At 69.6% G+C, this 18,255-nt stretch carries 16 protein-coding genes; 9 read left to right on the top strand and 7 right to left on the bottom strand.

Features of this window, described 5'->3' with window-relative positions; translation table 11 throughout:
• Window positions 1-62: 62 nt before the first annotated feature.
• Both ACLF3M_RS04525 and ACLF3M_RS04530 read right to left on the bottom strand, forming a co-directional pair.
• Window positions 63-1,514 (bottom strand): amidohydrolase family protein, encoded by a 1,452-nt coding sequence (locus ACLF3M_RS04525; protein ID WP_430655663.1) that lies wholly within the window; start codon window positions 1,512-1,514, stop codon window positions 63-65.
• A 13-nt stretch (window positions 1,515-1,527) separates the two neighbouring features.
• Window positions 1,528-2,568, bottom strand: coding sequence for a TRAP transporter substrate-binding protein (locus tag ACLF3M_RS04530; RefSeq protein WP_430655664.1), 1,041 nt, complete (start codon window positions 2,566-2,568; stop codon window positions 1,528-1,530).
• Window positions 2,569-2,779: 211 nt separating this feature from the next.
• Here ACLF3M_RS04530 and ACLF3M_RS04535 point away from each other — a divergent pair, with 211 nt between their 5' ends.
• Complete coding sequence (locus ACLF3M_RS04535) at window positions 2,780-3,514, top strand: aspartate/glutamate racemase family protein (protein WP_430655665.1); 735 nt, start codon at window positions 2,780-2,782, stop codon at window positions 3,512-3,514.
• Here the strand turns inward: ACLF3M_RS04535 and ACLF3M_RS04540 are convergent.
• Window positions 3,511-4,401: a polysaccharide deacetylase family protein gene (locus ACLF3M_RS04540; protein WP_430655666.1), complete on the bottom strand. Its 891-nt coding sequence runs from the start codon at window positions 4,399-4,401 to the stop codon at window positions 3,511-3,513. The genes ACLF3M_RS04535 and ACLF3M_RS04540 overlap by 4 nt on opposite strands.
• Window positions 4,402-4,520: 119 nt before the next feature.
• Here ACLF3M_RS04540 and ACLF3M_RS04545 point away from each other — a divergent pair, with 119 nt between their 5' ends.
• From ACLF3M_RS04545 to ACLF3M_RS04580, 8 genes are all read left to right on the top strand, one after another.
• Window positions 4,521-6,017 carry an amidohydrolase family protein gene (locus ACLF3M_RS04545; RefSeq protein WP_430655667.1) on the top strand — a complete coding sequence of 499 codons (1,497 nt, stop codon included), beginning with the start codon at window positions 4,521-4,523 and terminating at the stop codon, window positions 6,015-6,017.
• 111 nt (window positions 6,018-6,128) lie between these two features.
• Complete coding sequence (locus tag ACLF3M_RS04550; protein WP_430655668.1) at window positions 6,129-7,031, top strand: ABC transporter permease; 903 nt, start codon at window positions 6,129-6,131, stop codon at window positions 7,029-7,031.
• Complete coding sequence (locus tag ACLF3M_RS04555) at window positions 7,028-7,825, top strand: ABC transporter permease (RefSeq protein WP_430655669.1); 798 nt, start codon at window positions 7,028-7,030, stop codon at window positions 7,823-7,825. Before ACLF3M_RS04550 ends, ACLF3M_RS04555 begins: the two co-directional genes overlap by 4 nt.
• Before the next feature lie 27 nt (window positions 7,826-7,852).
• Window positions 7,853-8,905, top strand: a complete 1,053-nt coding sequence (locus tag ACLF3M_RS04560; protein WP_430655670.1) for an extracellular solute-binding protein — start codon at window positions 7,853-7,855, stop codon at window positions 8,903-8,905.
• Between the two features lie 68 nt (window positions 8,906-8,973).
• Window positions 8,974-10,020, top strand: coding sequence for an ABC transporter ATP-binding protein (locus ACLF3M_RS04565; protein ID WP_430655671.1), 1,047 nt, complete (start codon window positions 8,974-8,976; stop codon window positions 10,018-10,020).
• The gene (locus ACLF3M_RS04570) at window positions 10,017-10,730 is read left to right on the top strand and encodes an aspartate/glutamate racemase family protein (RefSeq protein WP_430655672.1); all 714 of its coding nucleotides are present in this window, start codon (window positions 10,017-10,019) and stop codon (window positions 10,728-10,730) included. Before ACLF3M_RS04565 ends, ACLF3M_RS04570 begins: the two co-directional genes overlap by 4 nt.
• Before the next feature lie 6 nt (window positions 10,731-10,736).
• A complete protein-coding gene (locus ACLF3M_RS04575; protein WP_430655673.1) occupies window positions 10,737-11,345 on the top strand; it encodes a TRAP transporter small permease subunit in 609 nt (202 codons plus the stop codon).
• The gene (locus tag ACLF3M_RS04580; RefSeq protein ID WP_430655674.1) at window positions 11,342-12,649 is read left to right on the top strand and encodes a TRAP transporter large permease; all 1,308 of its coding nucleotides are present in this window, start codon (window positions 11,342-11,344) and stop codon (window positions 12,647-12,649) included. The genes ACLF3M_RS04575 and ACLF3M_RS04580 overlap by 4 nt, the downstream gene beginning before the upstream one ends.
• A gap of 7 nt (window positions 12,650-12,656) precedes the next feature.
• Here the strand turns inward: ACLF3M_RS04580 and ACLF3M_RS04585 are convergent, their stop codons facing one another.
• The 4 genes from ACLF3M_RS04585 to ACLF3M_RS04600 form a co-directional block, all read right to left on the bottom strand.
• The gene (locus ACLF3M_RS04585; protein WP_430655675.1) at window positions 12,657-14,153 is read right to left on the bottom strand and encodes an amidohydrolase family protein; all 1,497 of its coding nucleotides are present in this window, start codon (window positions 14,151-14,153) and stop codon (window positions 12,657-12,659) included.
• Complete coding sequence (locus ACLF3M_RS04590; RefSeq protein WP_430655676.1) at window positions 14,150-15,334, bottom strand: amidohydrolase family protein; 1,185 nt, start codon at window positions 15,332-15,334, stop codon at window positions 14,150-14,152. Before ACLF3M_RS04590 ends, ACLF3M_RS04585 begins: the two co-directional genes overlap by 4 nt.
• A gap of 66 nt (window positions 15,335-15,400) precedes the next feature.
• Window positions 15,401-17,110: an ABC transporter ATP-binding protein gene (locus ACLF3M_RS04595; RefSeq protein ID WP_430655677.1), complete on the bottom strand. Its 1,710-nt coding sequence runs from the start codon at window positions 17,108-17,110 to the stop codon at window positions 15,401-15,403.
• Window positions 17,107-18,252: an ABC transporter permease gene (locus ACLF3M_RS04600; protein WP_430655678.1), complete on the bottom strand. Its 1,146-nt coding sequence runs from the start codon at window positions 18,250-18,252 to the stop codon at window positions 17,107-17,109. Before ACLF3M_RS04600 ends, ACLF3M_RS04595 begins: the two co-directional genes overlap by 4 nt.
• Window positions 18,253-18,255 lie beyond the last annotated feature (3 nt).

The raw sequence follows: 18,255 nt of genomic DNA on the forward strand, positions 1-18,255 counted from the left end.
GCGGCGCCGTTCCTCCCGGAGCTCGCCGTGGCAAAACCGCGTCGCCGGCATTCATCAGGAGTTTACAAGGGACCCGCGGCGTGTCGCAGGCTCGGCGGCGCGGCGGCGTCGTCTTGCCAGGCCTCGGGATCGCGACGGCGCGCCTCCGCGTCCAGCCGCCCCTGCTGCACGCCGAGCGCGCGCGCGGCAGAGGCCATGTCGATCGGCAGGACCGTCCCCTCTGCCACGCGCTGCTCGCCGGCGACCCAGACGTCGCGGATCGCGCGCTCGGCCGCGACATGGATCAGGTTCCGCAAGGGGTCTCGCACGGGCTGCATAGCGGGGTGATCCAACCGGCACGCCACGATATCGGCCCGGGCGCCGGCGGCGAGGCGGCCGAGATCGTCCCGCCCCAGCACGCGCGCGGCGCCGATGGTGGCGGAATGGAAGATTGCGGCGGTGTCGCAGCGGTGGCGCGGGCCGGCGGCGGCACGGGCCAGCAGCTCCGCGAGCCGCATCTCCTCCAGCAGGCTCTGGGGATGCGTGTCGGTGCCGATCGCGATCGTGATGCCGGCCTCGAGATAACGCCCGAGGTCGTGCAGCAGCGTGCCGTCGCGCAGGAAGACCAGCGGGCAATGCGCGACGGCGGTGTCGCTGCCGGCCAGCAGCGCCAGGTCCTCCCGCGTCGGCCAGACCAGCCAGGGATGCTCGTCGGTGAAGACCGCGTGGCCGACGATGGTGCGCGGTCCGAGGAAGCCGAGGCGATGCAGGAAGGCAATGGGGGTCGTGTCGTGGCGCCGCGCCATGCCGGCGAACTCGGCAAGGCTTTGCGCGGCGTGGGTGTGCAGCGGCCGGCCGGTGCGGCGGGCCAACGCCGCGCTCCGCGTCAGCAGGTCCGGCGTGCAGGTGTCCACCTGCGCCGGCGAGACCATGGCGGAAAGCCGGCGGCTCGGGTGCCGCTCGGCCTGCTCCATCACGGCGCCGGCTTCGGCGAAGGCGGCCTCACCAAGGTCGGCCGACCATTCGTACTGCGTCTCCTGCCCGGTGTCGGTGTACCAGGCGGCCGAGCGGAACATGGGCGCTGCCACCGCGCGCAGCCCGCTTTCCGCCAGCAGGTCGAGCCAGCCGGGATAGGCGTGGCTGAGATCCACCGCCGTCGTCACGCCGCCGGCCAACAGCTCCGCGAGGCCGTAGCGCGCCGCGGCAAGCTGCGCCTCGGCGTCCGGGAGGAAGCATTGCCGGAAGCGGTGGCGGGACGAATAGAAGAGGCGGGGGTTGCCGAACTCCTCGACATAGCCACGGAAGAGGGGCGATTGCGCGGGGTGGCAGTGGATGTTGATCAGGCCGGGGATGACGAAGAGCGCCTCGCCTGCGATCTCCCGTGCCGCGACGCCTTCCCAATGCCCGCCGGCCTGCAGGATGGTGTCGCCCGCGAAGGCGAGGTCGGCGTCGCGCAGGTAGACATGCCGGCCCGCCGCCGCGTCCCAGGCGACTAGCCAGGCGACGCGGCGGAGACAGGTGACAGGCGCGGTCACGCCGCGCCGCACCCTACCTGATCGCCACGCCGCGGGCGCGGCCGACGGTGTCGTTCCAGACCTGCGCGCAGCTGGGGTAACCGCGGGCGCAGCGCTGTGCCCATTCGCTGACGATCACCTCCTCCGAGATCCGCCGCAGCCGCGCCTTGTCGGCCTCGCTGACCTGGACGAGGGTCATGTTGTAAGCCCCATGCGCTTGCCGCAGGCAGCTCGGCAGTCCGATCGAGCAGGCCGTCGCATCCTCGTTGGTCACGCTCGCGAGCTGCCACAGCTCGTCCTCCATCCGCCTGAACTGCGCGGTGAGTGCCTCGCGCTGCGCGGGCGGCAGGCGGTTCCACCAGGCGAGGTTCACGAGATGCGCCTGCACCGAGCCCGAGACCGAGAGCGGCATGAGATGCGTCGTCACCTCCGGCCACTTGCCCGTATTGGCCGAGGTGGGCGAGGTGATGCCGCAGGTCGCCAGCCCCCGCTGCAGCGCCGGGTAGACTTCCGGGAAGGCCAGCGTGACCGGCGTCGCGCCCAGGCGCTCAAGCAAGGCCGACATGGATGCGGTGAAGGACCGCACCTTCATCCCGCGCAGGTCGTCCAGAGTCCGGATCGGCTGGTTGCAGAAGAAGACCTGCGGGCCGAAGGGCCAGATCGCGAGCACGCGCGCGCCGAAGCGCTGCTCGATGCGGGCGTTGAAGGCTTCGCGATAGGCGTTCACGGCGATGCGCAGCTCACCCATGTCGGTGGAGACGCCGATGAGGTCGATGCCCTCGAGGAAGGGATCGTCGCGCGCGGCGAGGCCAACCTGCGTGGAGACGATGTCGAAGGTGCCGGCGCGCACAAGCCGTAGCGCATCGGCCATGTTGAGCCCGAGCGTCTGGAACTCGCTGCGCTCGATGCGCACGCCATCTGCGGCGGTCATGCGCTCCATGGCGGCGGTCTCGACCGGGAATTGGGTGCTGGCCTGCTGGGACTGGCTGAGCCAGCGCATGGTGGTCTGGCCGGACGCCGCCCCGGCCGACAGCGTCAGCGCGAGGGCGGCGAGAAGAAGACGAGCTCGACGCATGGTGCCGGGTTCCCCCCCGTGGTTACCGCAGCATTACGGCGCGGCGCCGTGCCTCGCCGCAAGCCCGCCGACGCTGCGCAAGACATCGCCCGGAGCGGAGCGTAGCCCAAGGCCTGCACAGGCTGCCGCTTTTCAGGGCAGCACGCAGCGCGGCGACAGAGGCGGGCCGGCCCGGCATACTCGGCGCCGTGTCAGCCGCGGGAGCCCTGCCTTGCGCCTTCTCGTCGCCAATCCGAACACCTCGCCGCAGGTGACGGAGCTCTGCGAACGCGCCGCCCGTGCGGTGGCCTCGCCAGGGACCGAGATCGTGCCGCTGACCGGGCGCTTCGGCGCGCGCGTCATCAATTCCCGCGCCGAGAACGCGGTCGCCGCGCACGCCATGCTGGACCTGCTGGCGGAGCACGTGCCGGGCGCCGATGCGGTGCTGCTGGCGGTGTCCTACGACACCGGCCTGCTCGCGGCGCGGGAGGTGCTGGGTGTGCCGGTTGTTGGCATGACGGAGGCCGCGATGCACGCGGCCTGCCTGCTCGGCACACGCTTCGGGCTAGTGACCTTCGGGACGCCGGGCGTCTACCGCGAACTCGTTGCGCAGTATGGGCTGGCGGGAAGGCTGGCCGGGATCAGGGCGATCACCGCATCGCCTATCGATGCCTATGCCAACCCGCGCACGGTGGACGACCTGGTCGCTGCTGCGGCCGCCGCGCTGGTGACGGAAGCCGAGGCCGAAGTCGTTGTGCTGTGCGGCGCGGCGATGGCCGGCATGCCGCCCCGCATCGCGGACCGGGTTCCGGTGCCCGTGCTGGACGGCATCGCGGCGGGGGTGGGGCTATGCGAGATGCTGGTGCGCCTCAAGCCCATCAAGGCAAGGGCCGGCAGCCTCGCGCATCCCGGCGAGCGGCCGACGATCGGGCTGGCGCCCGCGCTTGAGGCCCTGCTGAAGGGTTAGGCCGCCCGTGTCGGATCGGCGTGGATGAAGTCCGCGATGTCGGCGGCGCGCGTGATCCAGACCTCGCCGGCGCGGGCTCGCAGGTGATTCATCGCACGCGCCAGGTGCTTCCGCCGGAAGGGCTGCCCAATGATGTTGTTGTGGAGCGCCAGGCCGAAGACGAGCGGCGGGCTGTCCGGGGCGCGGCTGTCCTCGATCATCTGGTCCACCTGGTCGATGATCATGTCCGCGAACTCGGCGGCTCCGACCTGGCGGCCCATGATGGCGGCGCTGTCGTTGATCTCCTGCGAATAGGGCAGCGCGAGCAGCGGCCCTGTGGCTGTGGCCAGCCAGATCGGCTGGTCGTCGGCGCACCAGTCCAGGATATAGCGGTAGCCCGCTTGTCTGATCAGTTCGGGCGTCCGCTCGGTTTCCGCCAGCCACGGGCCGAGCCAGCCGGGCGGCGGCCTGCCTTCGGCCTGCGCGATGCGCTGCGTGGCTTCGGCGATCAGGGCCCGCTCCGCGGCTTCGTCCAGCCCGCCCTGGCTCTCGGAATTGGTGCGGCCGTGGCAGGAGATCTCGTGGCCCAGCGCACGGCAAGCCGCGACGAGGTCGGGGGCATGGTCGTACATCTCGCTGTTGAGCAGAATGGTGAGCGGAAGCCCGCGGGATTCGAACAGCCGCAGCAGGCGCCAGGCGCCGACCCGCGTGCCGTATTCCCGCCAGGACGCGTTGAGCACATCGGGCTGCGGCATGCCTGGGACCAGATCCTCCACCAGGCCCTCCCCGAAGGCGTAGTGCTCGACATTCAACGCGACATAGACGGCGAGACCCTTCTCGCCGGGCCAGCGGAAGCGCGGGCGCTCCTCGATGCTGCGATAGGAGAAGCGGCTGTGGGTCTTGAGCATCGCGGTTCTCAGGCGGTCGGGCACGCGGCCGCGGCGCCGCGGCCAACGATGCGGCCGACCTCCGCCGCGTGGCTCATCGGGGCTGGCCAGGTACCGCGCGAAGCGGCCAGGATGCGCCGATGTCCCTGCTGATCCGCAACGCCCAGATCCTCACCTTCGACGCCGGCCGCGTCTGGCCCGAGGCCGACATCCTGATCGGCGACGGCCGCATCCTGGCCATCGGGCCCGCGCTCTGTCCAGAGAGGCCGCCCGCGCGCGTCATCGAGGCCCGAGGCCGGCTTGCCATGCCCGGCCTGATCAACGCGCATTTCCACTCGCCCGGCAGTTTCCTGCGCGGGATGGTGGACGGGCTGCCGCTCGAGGTGTTCATGCTCTACGAGGTGCCGCCGCTCGCGACCGGCGTGCCCGTCAAGCGCCTGAACTACGTCCGCACCATGCTCGGCGCGATCGAGATGCTGCGCGTCGGCGTGACGACCGTGATGGACGACGCCTTCCATGTCCCCGTCGCCTCGGCCGAGGGCATCGACGGCATCGCCGAGGCCTATCGCGACAGCGGCCTTCGCGCGCGGCTCGCGATCGACCAGCCGAATGTCGTGGAATACGAGAAGTACCCCTTTCTGGCCGACCTCCTCCCGCCCGATATCCGCGCCGGCATGGACGCCGCGCCGATCCAGCCGGCCGAGGAACTGCTCGAGCTCTACGACCACCTCATCACGCGCTGGGACGGGACGGCGGGCGGGCGGATCGGCGCGGCGTTGTCCTGCTCGGCCCCGCAGCGGGTCACGCTGCCCTATTTCCAAGCGCTGTCGGCGCTGTCGGCGAAGCACGACCTGCCCTTCAACTGCCACATCCTGGAGACCAAGCTGCAGCGTGTCTTGGGCGAGGAAAAATACGGCAGGAGCCTGGTGCGCCTGGTGCACGACATCGGTGTGCTGGACGAGCGTATGGTTGTCATCCACGCCATCTGGATCGACGGCGCCGACATGGCGCTGCTGGCGCAGGCCGGCGCGACGGTGGCGCACAACCCCGTCTGCAATCTCCGCCTCGGCAGCGGCGTCATGCCGTTCCGCGCGCTGCGTGACGCCGGCGTGCCCATCTGCATCGGCACGGACGAGGCGGTGGCCGACGATGCGATCAACCCCTGGGCCGCGCTGAAGATGGCGGGGCTGGTGCACACGCTTTCCGACGTGGACTACCGCCGCTGGCCCAAGGCGCCGGAGATCCTGGATTGCATGATGCAGGGCGGCGCGCGGGCGCTGCGCTGGCCGGATATCGGCCGTCTGGCGGTGGGCGCGCGGGCGGACATCGTGCTGCTCGACCTGGATACTTTGCCCTTCACGCCACTGAACGACCTGAGCCGCCAGCTCGTGTTCTGCGAGCCCGCGGGCTCGGTCCGAATGACCATCGTGGACGGCCGCGTGCTGTACGAGGACGGCCACGTCACCACCGTGGACGAGGCCGCGCTTCGTCAGGAAGCGCGCGAGCTCACCGCGGCTTATCGCGAATCCTTCGAGCCCGCGGTCGCGGAGGCTCGCCGGTTGGAGCCCTACTACCGCGATATGGTTCTCCGCGCCCATGCGCGCGACGTCGGGCTGCGCAGGCGCCTGACCATCTGACGGGCAACACGCCCGGAATGTGGACAGGCCCGATGCAGCCTCGGGCTGGACGCCCGATTTATGACGGCTATTTCAGACGCCGCATCTCACGGCCGCGTTAGCGTCCTTGCCGTGACGAGCCGAACGACAACCGGGGTGCCATCGGCATCGCGCCCCCTGCCCGCGGCCGCGACGGGCTGGTTGCTGGCCGGGCCGTCCGTCCTGTTCCTGCTCGGCTTCTTCATCCTGCCGGCGGCACAGACGCTCTGGCTTGGTGTCGCCGCGCGGACCGAGGCCGGCGTCATGCAGTACGGCTTCACGCTGGAGAACTATCAGCGCGCCTTCGCCACCGATCTCTACTGGCGCATCCTGCTGCGGACCGCCCGGATGGCCAGCCTGGCGGCGCTGGCCGCCGCCATCGTCGGCTTCCCGCTGGCCTGGGCGGTCGCGCGCGCCGCGCCCTGGATCTCCCGCATTGTGACCCTGGTGCTGGTGACGCCGCTGCTGGTGAATGTGGTGGTGCGGTCCTATGGCTGGTCGGCCATCCTCAGCCGCAACGGGCTGATCGCCTGGACGCTGGGCGGCATCGGCATCGAGGACGCGCCGTCCATCCTTTATACCGAGGCGGCGGTCCTGATCGCCTCGGTGCATGTCTTCCTGCCCTTCATGGTGCTGCCGCTTGCCGGCGCCATCGCGCGGATCCCGCCGGCCGCGGAGCAGGCCGCGACCATCGCGGGCGCCGGACCGTTGCAGCGCTTCCTCCGCATCGTCCTGCCGCTTTCCCTGCCGGGCCTGGCCGTGGGACTGCCGCTGGTCTTCTCGCTGACCGCCGCGGCCTATGTGACGCCGCAGATCCTGGGCGGGAACTTCTCGCCGCTGCTCGGGACGCTGATCCAGCAACAGGTGCTGACGCTGCACGACTGGCCCTTCGGTGCCGCACTGTCGACCTTGCTGGTCGCGATGGTGCTGGCGGTGAACCTGGTCTTCATCGGCATCGTCGGGCGACGGCTGCGGCGCTGGACGGCAGCGGCATGACGTCCGACCGCCTGCCCTGGCCGCTCGGTCTCTGCGTGGCCGTGCTGCTGGCGGTTATCGTCGCGCCGCTGGTCGTGCCGATCGCCATGTCCATCTCCGACACGCCCTACATCGTCTTCCCGCCCGAGGGCTTCACCTTGGAATGGTACGGCGCGGTGCTGTCGGACCCGGAGGCGCAGGCGTCCCTGATCGTCTCGCTGAAGATTGCGATGCTCTCGACCGTCATTGCGCTCGCGCTCGGCATTCCCTGCGCCATGGCGCTGGTGCGTTGCCGCTTTCCTGGCCGCGCCGCCGTTCTGGCGCTGGTGCTCGGGCCGCTGGTCGTGCCCCTCATCGTCACCGGCGTGGGGTTGCTGCAGTTCTTCTCCGCGATAGGCCTACGCGGCGCCTTCATCCAACTGCTGATCGGCCATACCGTCATCTGCATCCCCTACGTCGTGCGCTCCGTCTCCGGCGCGCTGACCACGGCCGATCCGACGCTGGAGGACGCGGCCCGCGTCCTCGGCGCCGGCCCGGTGCGGATCTTCACCCACGTGATCTGGCCGCAGATCCGGCCAGGCATCGCCGCCGGCGGGATCTTCGCTTTCATCATCTCCTTTGATGACTTCGCGATTTCCATGTGGCTGGCCGATGCCCGCAGCTTCCCGCTGCCCCTCTTCCTCTACGCCGCCATCCAGAAGTTCTTCGACCCCTCCATCGCTGCGCTATCGGCGCTGATGGTCTTCTTCGCGCTCGGCCTGGTGCTGCTGATCGAGAAGGGCCTCGGCATCGGCGTGCGGCGGATCGCGGGATGAGTGGACGTCAGACAGGGAATGCATGACATGATGAACACCACCCGCCGCGCTCTGCTCGGCACCGCGCTCGCCGCGCCCTTCGTCAAAAGCGTCGCCGCCCAAACCCGGGAGATCGTCGTCGGCATCTGGGGCGGGGCGCAGGGCGACTTCGTCAAGCGCCAGATCATCCCGGCCTTCGAGCGCGACTTCGGCTGCAAGGTGCTGGCCGAGGAAGGCTTCACACTGGCGAACGTCGCGAAGATGCGCGCGACCAAGGAAAATCCCCGCTTTTCCGTGATGTTCATCGACGACCTCGCGATCCCGATCGCGAAGGCCGAAGGTCTGATCGCCGAACTCCCGCGCGACCGCATGCCGGCGTTGGCGAACCTCTATCCCCGCTTCATGTACGAGGATGGTTACGGCACCGCGCTCGGCATCTCGCTCGGCGGCATCTTCCACAACACCCGCGTCCGCCCACCCGAAACCTATGCCGAGCTCTGGGAAAGCCGCTACCGCGGCAAGATCAAGCTGGTCAGCCCGAACAACACGCCGTCGATGTTCTTCCTGATCGTCGCGGCCGCCGTCGAGACGGGGAAACCCTTCGCTGAGGCGCAGTATGAAATCGACAAGGCCTTCGACCGCGTCGCCGCGATCCGGCCGAACATCCAGAACATCTTCGGCGACGGTATCCAGGCCGCGAACGAGATCGCTCAGGGCCAGGCCGATATCGGCCTGCTCGACTACTCCAAGTATGTCTACCCCTACACTGCGCGTCGCGCGCCGGTGACCATGGCCTTCCCCCGGGAAGGCAGCTTCGCCGGCACCAATTGCCAGGTGCTGGTAAAGAACGGCCCGCACCAGGATCTCGCGGCCGCCTTCATGAACCGCATGCTGGAACCTGCGGTCCAGAAGCCGTTCAGCGAATTCGCGCTGACTTCGCCGCCAATATCGGGGCTGGAGTTCTCCGCGGACACGCTGCGCTGGATCGCCTACCCCGTGGCGGAGATGGACCGTCGCGGGCTGTTCACGCCGGACTGGTCCTACATCAATGCGCGCCGCTCCGCCTGGACCGAGCGCCTGAACAGGATCTTCTCCCTCTGACGCAGGCGACGCAGGGAGAGGGCGTCACCCTGCGCGCTCTCTCGAAATCCTTCGGCGCCACGCCGGTGGTGCGCGGTGTCGATCTCGACGTCACGCCGGGCGAGATGCTGGCGCTGCTGGGTCCGTCCGGCTGCGGCAAGACGACGACGCTGCGCATGGTCGCCGGGCTGATCGAGCCGACCGGCGGCGATGTGCTGATCGGCGGCCGCTCGGTGCTCGGCGTGCCTGCGCATCGGCGCGACCTCGGCATGCTGTTCCAGGCCTATGGACTGTTCCCCCACCTGACCGTCGCCCGCAACGTCGCCTTCGGGCTGGAGATGCGGAAGGTCCCGAAGGCGGAGGCCGTGCAGCGCATCGCGGAGGCGCTGAAGCTGGTACGGCTCGATGGCTTCGCCGATCGCATGCCGGCGCAGCTCTCCGGCGGGCAGCAGCAGCGCGTCGCGCTCGCGCGCGCGCTGGTCTACCGCCCGCGCGTACTGCTGCTGGATGAGCCCTTCGGAGCCCTCGACCGCAAGCTGCGGGAGGAGATGCAGGTCGAGCTTCGCCTGCTGGTGCGTCGCCTGGGCCTGACCACCATCATGGTGACCCATGACCAGGAGGAGGCGCTGACGCTCGCCGATCGGCTCGCTGTGATGGAGCACGGACAGCTGATGCAGGTCGGGACCGGGGCCGAGGTCTATGACCGGCCGGCAAGCCGCTTCGTCGCGGATTTCATGGGGGTGGCGAACCTGCTGGATGGCCGCGTCGCCGAGACCGGCGCAGTGGTCGCGCTGGAAGTCGCGAAGGGCGTGCGCCTCGCCGTGGCGGCACCCGCCGCGGCACCAGCGAAGGGCAGCCTCGCCGCCGTCGCGATCAGGCCGGAGGCGATCGCGCTGTTGCCGGCCGGCGCCGGCGCGGAAGACGAGGGGAACCTGCTGCCCGGCACCATCGAGCAGGCGATCTTCAAGGGGCAGAGCCTTGATGTCTGGGTCGCGACATCAGCGGGCCGGCTGCTCGCGCGGATGGATCGCGTAGCGCTGGCCGCGGTGCCGGAAGCGGGTTCCGCCTGCACGCTGCGCTTCGCGGCGTCCCGTGCCATCCTGCTGCCGCGCGATGCGGAGTTGGAGAACGCATGAACCCGGCGATCGGCACGATCACACCGTCGTCTAACCGGGTGGTGGAGCGCACGATGGCCGCTATCCTGCCGCACTTCGCCGGCGTGGATTCCTGCATCGCTCGCATCACCTACTACGGCGCCGGCATCGGACAGCCGAAGGACGGCTACGATCCCGAGGCCTATCGCCACGCAGCCTGGCAGCTCGGTCATGCCAAGGTCGGCGTGGTCTGCTGGAACGGCACGCGCGGCGCGGGTATCGGGCTCGACGCCGACCGGGCGCTCTGCGCGACGATGGCCGAAGCGGCGGATTGCCCCGCCACCACCGCCTCGCTCGCCACGGCGACGCTGCTGGACCGGCTGGACGCGAAGCGCATCGCCTTCGTCACGCCGGGCAACGCGGCCTATGCAGAGGAAGCGGCCGCGGGCTTCGGCCGCACGCTGGTCGGCACGCGCACGCTGGGGCTGACCGACAACCACGCGTCGTCGCTGGTTCCGCCCGACCGCATCGCCGCGCTGGCGAGGGAGGTTGCGGCCGACGCGAAGCCGGACGCCATCCTGCTCTGGAGCACCAACCTGCCGGGCTGGTCGGTGATGGCGACGCTGGAGGCAGAGACCGGTATCCCCGTGATCGATTCTGCAGCCTCGGGGCTGTGGGGCTGCCTGGTCGCGCTCGGCCTCGACCCCGCACCGGCCGGGCACCTTGGCCGCATCTTCCGCATTCCGGGCTGACGCTTCATGAACGCCGACGAGAATCCGCTGAACCGCTGGCTCGGCCCGCCGACGAAGCTGCTCGCGCTGATCGGAGGGTGGTGGCTGATGGCGTTCTCCGCCGTCACCTGCATCGAGATCGTCGGCCGCAAGCTGCTGGGCTTCTCGATCCAGGGCCTGGACGAGGTGGGCGGCTACACCACGGCGGTGTTCTCGGCGCTGGCCTTCGGATGGGCGCTGGTGACGAAGTCGCACACACGCGTGGATTTCCTGCTGGCGCATATGCCGGCCTGGCTGCGGGCGGTGCTGAACGTCACGGCCTATGCGCTGCTGGCGGGCCTTGGCGTCTTTGCCGTCCTGCGCGGCTACGACGTGCTGGACGAGACGCTGCTGTTCGACTCGCATGCCGTGACGCCGCTCGGCACGCCGCTCTGGATCCCGCAGGGGCTGTGGCTGCTCGGCCTGATCGTGTTCATGGTTGCCGCGGTGCTACTCGCGGTGCATGCGGGCTGGCTGCTGCTGACGGACCGTGCGCGCGTGAACCGGCTCTACGGCCCAATCACGCTGGACGAGGAGGTAGAACTGGAAGCAGGCGCCGTCGTGGCGCGCACCGGTGGCAAGGATGCGATGTCGTGATCGGCGTGGCCGAGACCGGGATCGGCTTCCTGCTGCTCGTCGGGCTGCTGTTCCTCGGGCTGCATGTCGCAACGGCGATGTTCATGGTCGCGGTGCTGGGCGCGGTGATCTACCTCACGCCCGCCATGGTCAACACGGCGGGGATGCAGTTCTGGTCGGCGATGGAAGACTACACGCTCCTCGCCATCCCGCTCTACATCCTGCTGGGCGAGATCCTGGTGCGCAGCGGCAGTACGGACAAGCTGTACCGGAGCCTGGCGGACTGGCTGAACCCGCTGCCGGGCGGGTTGTTGCACACCAATGTCGGAGCGAGCGCGATCTTCTCGGCGGTCTCCGGCTCCTCGGTCGCGACGGCGGCGACGGTGGCGACCGTCGCCCTGCCCTCCTTCCGGCGGCGCAAATACGACGACCGGCTGGTGCTGGGATCGATCGCGGCGGGCGCGTCGCTCGGCAACCTGATCCCGCCGGGGATCGCCTTCATCGTCTATGGCGCGCTGACCAACACCTCGGTCGGGCAGCTCTACGCAGCCGGCGTGATCCCGGGCGTCCTGATGACGCTGCTCTTCATGGCGACGATCATCCTGATGTCCTGGCTGAAGCCCGGATGGGTCCGCCAGAAGGAGGTACTCGACCCGCTGCTGGAGCGCCTGAAGCGGATGGTGGACCTGCTGCCGCCGCTGATCATCTTCTCCATCATCATGGGCTCGATCTACACGGGCTGGGCGACGGTGACGGAAAGCGCGGCGCTGGCGGTGATCGCCGCCCTGCCGATCGCCGCGCTCTATGGAAAGCTGAACGTCCGCATGCTGCATGACTGCTTCATCGCGACCGCGCAGCTGACGGCGATGAGCATGCTGGTGCTGGCCTGCGCCTTCTACCTGAACTTCGTGCTCGGGCTGCTGGGCGTGACGCCAGCGCTGGGCAAGTTCGTCACCGAGCTCGGGGCGTCGCGGATCGAGCTGCTGATCGCGCTGTCGGTCTTCTATCTTCTGCTGGGCATCTTCTTCGAATCGCTGCCGATGATGGTGGGCACGGTGCCGATCGTCTTCCCCGTCGTGATCGCCGCCGGCATAGATCCCGTCTGGTTCGGCGTCTTCATGGTGCTGATGTGCGAGATCTCGCTGCTGTCGCCGCCGGTCGGCATGACGCTCTACGTGATCCAGGCAGTGCGGCGGGAAGGCACGATCGCCGAGGTGTTCGTCGGCACCATTCCCTTCTTCGCGGCGATGGTCGTCATGACGGCGCTCCTCGTCGCCTTCCCGGACCTAGCGCTTTGGATGCCGCGGATGATGTACAACCCGTGACGACGCGTCAGCCGCGGCGGATGACCGGATAGGCCGAGGAGAAGATCTGCTCTACCGGCGGATGGCCGAGCGTGCGGCGTGGGTACTGCGCCATCACGCGGCCGAACTGCGACTGCGCGCGGGCCGCCAGGTCGTCCCAGTCCACGCCCGGGATGCGTCCGTCCTGGAGCGAGGCACGGCCGTCCACGATGACGCTGCGCATATCGGTTCCGCGCCCCGACAGCATCATGGTCTGGATGGGATCGACGACCTGGCCGAGATGGGGCGCCGAGAGGTCGAAGACGGTGATGTCCGCCTTCGCCCCCGGCGCAAGCCGCCCGAGGTCGTCGCGCCCGAGCGCCTTCGCACCGCCCAGCGTCGCGGAGTCATACAGGTCCTCCGACCGGCAGGCCTGCGCGTCGCCGTCCACCACGCGGCAAAGCATCATCCCTGTCTGCATGTTCAGCACCATGTCGGGCGGCCAGGTGTCGGTGCCCAGGCCGACATTGATACCCATGCGACGCACCCGCGCGAAGCTTTCCAGCGCCGCGCCGTGCCGCGCCATCACGAGCGGGCAATGCACGATGGTGGCCCCGGCGTCGCGGATTATCTCGAGGTCGCGACCCGGCCGCGGTATCCGTGAGGAGCCCGAGACATGCGTCCCGTGCGGCAGCAGCGCCCAGGGCCCGAGCGCGCCGAGGCTTTCCAGCCAGTCCGCCGGGCTCATACCGCGCAGCTTCAGGACGAGTTCGTACTCGATCGCGGACTGGCAGCAATGCTGGCGGAGCGGCACGCCAAGGTCCCGCGCCGCCGTCGCACCGCGGCGCACCAGTTCCGGCGTGCAGGTCTCGATCCGGTCGGGGGCGAGCATGGTACGCACCAGGCCGCCGGCGCGGCCTTCGAAGGTTTCGCAGAAGCGGATGGCCTCGGCGAGGTTCGCGAGGCCACGCTCCTCGTCGAAGAAGGCGGCAATGGTGCCATCCGCGTCCACCACCTGGTTGCCGCTGCGGTAGGCGGGGCCGAGATAGGCGCGGATGTTGAGCGCCTCGGCCTCGGCGGCCGCGCTGGCGAACTCGTCCCAGGTCTCGCCCCAGGCGCGGTAGAACAGCGACGCGATGGGCAGCGCGGTAGTGATGCCGTTGCGCAGGAGATGCGCGAAGGCGTAGCGCTTCTGGAAGACCAGCTCATCCGGCGCGAGCATCTCGACGGGCCCCGCGTCCAGGTAGTCGCGCGGCCAGACCCGGCCTTTCTTCCAGCCGGGCTGGTTGTCGTAGGCGAGGATGGTGGTGTCGAGGTCGGACAGCGCATCGAGGTCGATGAAGCCCGGCCCGATCAACGCCGCCCCGTACTCCACGCGGCGCGCCACCGCGCCGGGATAGCCGTGCCCGACGAAGACGATGCGATCGCCCTCGAACACGATTTCGCCGTTCTCCAGGAGGGCGTGGTGGCCGTCGCGATGCCCGACGACCCAGCGCGCGGTGAGCAGCGTCGGCCCGTCCAGCCTGCCCCATGGCAGCGCCGTCATGGCGGGGCGATCGACGGCACGCCGCCCTCCGCGACGATGCGGCCGCGCTTGATCACCAGGCGGTCGGGGGTGCGGGCTACCACCAGCTCCGCCACGCTCTCCGCCGGCATCAGGACGATGTCTGCGTCGCAGCCGACATCCAAGCCGTAGCGCGCGACGCCCATGGCCTGCGCGCCGCCTTCGGTGCAGACGCGCAGCGCCACCTCGACCTCGTCATCGCGCCGGAGGTTGTTGCGCAGCCCGACCAGCATTGCGCGTTCCACCATGTCGCCATTACCATAGGGGCTCCAGGTGTCGCGGATGCCGTCATTGCCGGCGCAGACCACGACGCCGGCGGCCCGCAGCGCCACGACCGGCGGCACGGGCCGCGACGCGGCGCCGGTCGTCATGATGGCGATGCCGGCCTCGGCCAGCGCGGCGAACAGATGCTCCTGCCCAGGCGCGCCGAGGCAGAAGGCGTGGCTGACCACCACACGCCCCTGCATGCCGAGCGCGCGTGTGCGTTCGATGATGAGCTCCATCGAGAAGGCGCCCATCTCGCCGGGCTCGTGCAGGTGGATGTCCACGGGTCGCCCGTGCTTCTGCGCCAGAGCGAAGACGGCATCGAGATGCCCCTTGGGATCGCGCTCGATCGCGCAGGGATCGAGGCCGCCGACGACCTCGGCACCGGCCGCGAGCGCGGCGTCCATCAGTTCCAGCGTGCCGGGCCGAACCAGCATGCCGGATTGCGGGAAGGCCACGAGCTCGATGTCCACGACGTCGCGCAGGCGGTCGCGTGTCTGCATAACGCCCTCGATGCCCCAGAGGCCGTGGTCGGTGTCCACGTCCACATGGCTGCGGATATGCGTGCTGCCATGGGCTAGAGACCCCAACGCCTGGCGTGCCGACTGCCGCGCGGGGTCGATGTCGAGCCGGCGCTTGTTCAGGCGTTCGTTGTCGATCTTGTCGATCAGCCGCGGCCCGACCTCGTTCCGGTACCACGGCAGGCCCAGCATGTTCTTGTCGAGATGGGTATGGGCTTCGACCAGGCCGGGGATGGCGATGCGGCCGCGTCCCTCGATCACGAACCCCTGGGCGGTCAGCCCGGCGCCGATCCCAGCGATGCGGCCATCCACGACGGCGATGTCGGTGACCGCGCCACCCCAGGGGCGCACGTCACGCAGCAGCATGGTCCCGGCCATCGTCCTCTCCCGTCTTGGCGCCGGTCCCAGCCGACTTCAGCCGCCGGGCGGCGTCAAGGCGAGCCGTCAGGCCGGCACGGTGTAGCGGTGGCGGAGGTGGATGCGCCGCGCCTCCGGATCCGGCCGCGGCACGGCGGAGAGCAGCGCCTTGGTGTAGGCATGCGTCGGCTCGTCGCAGACCTGCGTCGCCTCGCCGGTCTCGACGACCTTGCCGCGATGCATCACCGCGACCCGGTCGCACATGTATCGGATCACCGAGATGTCGTGGCTGATGAAGACATAGGCGAGGTTCAGCTCGTCCTGCAGTTCCAGCAGCAGATCGAGCATGCGCGCGCGCAGGCTGACGTCGAGCGCCGCCGTCGCCTCGTCCGCCACGATGACGCGCGGCTTCAGCGCCAGCGCGCGGGCGATGCAGATGCGTTGCCGCTGGCCGCCGGAGAACGCATGGGGATAGCGCTCGGCCCAGGACGGATCGATGCCGACGCGCTCCAGCAGGTGGGAGACGCGGTCGCGGAGTTCCGCACCCCTTGCCAGGCCGTTCACCAGCAGCGGCTCGCCGACGATCTGCGTGACGGTCATGCGCGGGTTGAGGCTGGCGAAGGGGTCCTGGAAGACCATGCGGATCTCGCAGCGCGCCGTGCGCAGCGCCTCGCCCTCGGCCTTGGCCAGGTCGATCTCGCTGCCATCGGCGCGGCGATAATGGATCGCGCCGGCCGTGGGATCGGTCACCCGCAGGATGCAGCGGCCGAGCGTCGTCTTGCCCGATCCGGATTCGCCGACAACGCCGAGCGTCTCGCCGGGCCGCACGTCCAGCGTCACGCCATCCACGGCGCGCACCTCGCCGACCGTCCGCCGCATGATCCCCTTCCTGATCGGGAAGATCATCGAGAGGTCCTCGAGGCGCAGGATCGGCGCCGGCGGCACCGCGGGCGGGGTGCGGGCGAGCCTGATTTCCGAGGGATGCTCGAGCTTCGTCACGTTGCCCAGCAGCATGCGCGTGTAGGGATCGCGCGGCGCGGCAAAGACGGGCCGGACCGGCCCGCTCTCCCGCACCCTGCCGCGCTCCATCACCACGACGTCGTGCGCGATCTCCGCGACCACCCCCATGTCGTGGGTGATGAACATCACCGTCATCCCCCGGCTTTCCTGCAGCCGGCCGATCAGGTCGAGGATCTCGGCCTGCGTCGTGACGTCGAGCGCCGTGGTGGGTTCGTCCGCGATCAGCACGGCGGGGTCGCAGGCCAGCGCCATCGCGATCATCACGCGCTGGCGCATGCCGCCGGAGAACTCGAAGGTGTAGCGGTCCACGGCCTTGCGGGGGTCCGGGATCTCGACCTGGGCGAGCAGGTCGATCGCGCGTTCCTTCGCCGCCCTGCGCGACAGGCCGAGATGCAGGCGCAGCGCCTCCCCCACCTGGTCGCCGACCTTGTGGACGGGCGAGAGCGACGACATCGGCTCCTGGAAGATCATCGCGATGTCGCCGCCGCGGAGCTGGCGGATCGGCCGCCCGCGCGGATGCAGCGACGCCAGATCCACCGTGCCCTCCGGCCGGTGGAACAGGATCTTCCCGCTGGTGATGCGGCCGGGCGGGTCGACGATCTGCAGGATGGAGCGCGCGGTGACCGACTTGCCGGAGCCGCTTTCGCCGACCACGCAGGTGGTCCGCCCGCGCGCGAGCGAGAAAGACACGCCGTCCACCGCGCGCACCAGGCCGACGCGCGTCGGGAAGGAAACGTGGAGATCCTGGATTTCCAGGACGGCCGGCGCGTCGCTCATTTCTGGTAGGGATCCGCGGCGTCGCGAAGCCCGTCGCCCAGGAAGTTCAACGCAAGCACCGCCACCACCACCGCCGCGCCCGGCGCGAAGAGCCAGGGCGCGGTTGCGATGGAGCGCACGTTCTGCGCCTCCCGCAGCAGCACGCCCCAGGAGATCACCGGCGGCTGCAGCCCGAGGCCGAGGAAAGAGAGCGACGTTTCCGCCAGGATCATCGCCGGGATCGCCAACGTGATGGAGGCGATGATGTGCGACGCGAAGGACGGCAGCATGTGACGGAAGATGATCCGCTTCTCCGATGCGCCATCCAGCCGGGCGGCCGTCACGAAGTCCTCCGTGCGAAGCGACAGGAAGCGCCCGCGTACCACCCGCGCCAGCTGAGCCCACCCGACCAGCGACAGGATGATGGTGATGCAGAAATAGATCCGCTCCGGAGGCCAGTTCTGCGGCAACGCGGCGGCAAGCGCCAGCCAGATCGGGATGGTCGGCAGCGACAGCACGAACTCGATCACGCGCTGGATCACAAAATCAACCTGCCCGCCGTAATAGCCGGAGATCCCGCCGAGGATCAGGCCGATGACCAGCGACAGGAACACGCCAACGAGGCCAATGAAGAGCGATGTCTGCGACGCCTTTACCATCCGGCTGTAGACGTCGCGTCCCAGCCGGTCCGCGCCGAAGAGGAACACGGCGTCCCTGGGGTTCTCCGGCACGAAGAGATGGATGTTCGTCGTGAACAGGCCGAACAGTTCGTATTCGTAGCCTTCGCCAAGAAAGTTCAGGTAGACGCGACGGTTCGGGTCCGGCGTGAAGGTCGGCGCGAGCGTCACGGGATCGCGTACCAGGCGCATCGGGACGACGTGCGGACGGAAACTCCAGCCCTGGTCCGTCGTCTCGAACAGGTGCAGGGCCTGTGGGGGGTGGTAGACCGCGCGGGCGTTCTGCTTGCCGGGATCGGTAGTCGCCAGGAAATCCGGCACCAGCGCGACGCCGTAGAGCAGCAGAACGATGATGCCACCGAGCATCGCCAGGCGGTGGCGCCGGAAGCTCCACCACATCAGCTTCCACTGCGACGCCGCGGCCACGCGGGTGTCGGCGCGGTCCTCGGTTGGCGCGGTGCTCGTGGAGGGGGGGATGACGTTCATGCG

The sequence above is a fragment of the Falsiroseomonas sp. HW251 genome (genome assembly GCF_050563545.1).
Classification (GTDB): Bacteria; Pseudomonadota; Alphaproteobacteria; order Acetobacterales; family Acetobacteraceae; genus Falsiroseomonas.

Coding starts and splice junctions, on each gene's coding strand:
- ACLF3M_RS04530 (WP_430655664.1), bottom strand. CDS start 2,568: ATGCGTCGAGCTCGTCTTCTTCTCGCCGCCCTCGCGCTGACGCTGTCG.
- ACLF3M_RS04540 (WP_430655666.1), bottom strand. CDS start 4,401: ATGCTCAAGACCCACAGCCGCTTCTCCTATCGCAGCATCGAGGAGCGC.
- ACLF3M_RS04545 (WP_430655667.1), top strand. CDS start 4,521: ATGTCCCTGCTGATCCGCAACGCCCAGATCCTCACCTTCGACGCCGGC.
- ACLF3M_RS04555 (WP_430655669.1), top strand. CDS start 7,028: ATGACGTCCGACCGCCTGCCCTGGCCGCTCGGTCTCTGCGTGGCCGTG.
- ACLF3M_RS04560 (WP_430655670.1), top strand. CDS start 7,853: ATGATGAACACCACCCGCCGCGCTCTGCTCGGCACCGCGCTCGCCGCG.
- ACLF3M_RS04570 (WP_430655672.1), top strand. CDS start 10,017: ATGAACCCGGCGATCGGCACGATCACACCGTCGTCTAACCGGGTGGTG.
- ACLF3M_RS04575 (WP_430655673.1), top strand. CDS start 10,737: ATGAACGCCGACGAGAATCCGCTGAACCGCTGGCTCGGCCCGCCGACG.
- ACLF3M_RS04585 (WP_430655675.1), bottom strand. CDS start 14,153: ATGACGGCGCTGCCATGGGGCAGGCTGGACGGGCCGACGCTGCTCACC.
- ACLF3M_RS04590 (WP_430655676.1), bottom strand. CDS start 15,334: ATGGCCGGGACCATGCTGCTGCGTGACGTGCGCCCCTGGGGTGGCGCG.
- ACLF3M_RS04595 (WP_430655677.1), bottom strand. CDS start 17,110: ATGAGCGACGCGCCGGCCGTCCTGGAAATCCAGGATCTCCACGTTTCC.
- ACLF3M_RS04600 (WP_430655678.1), bottom strand. CDS start 18,252: ATGAACGTCATCCCCCCCTCCACGAGCACCGCGCCAACCGAGGACCGC.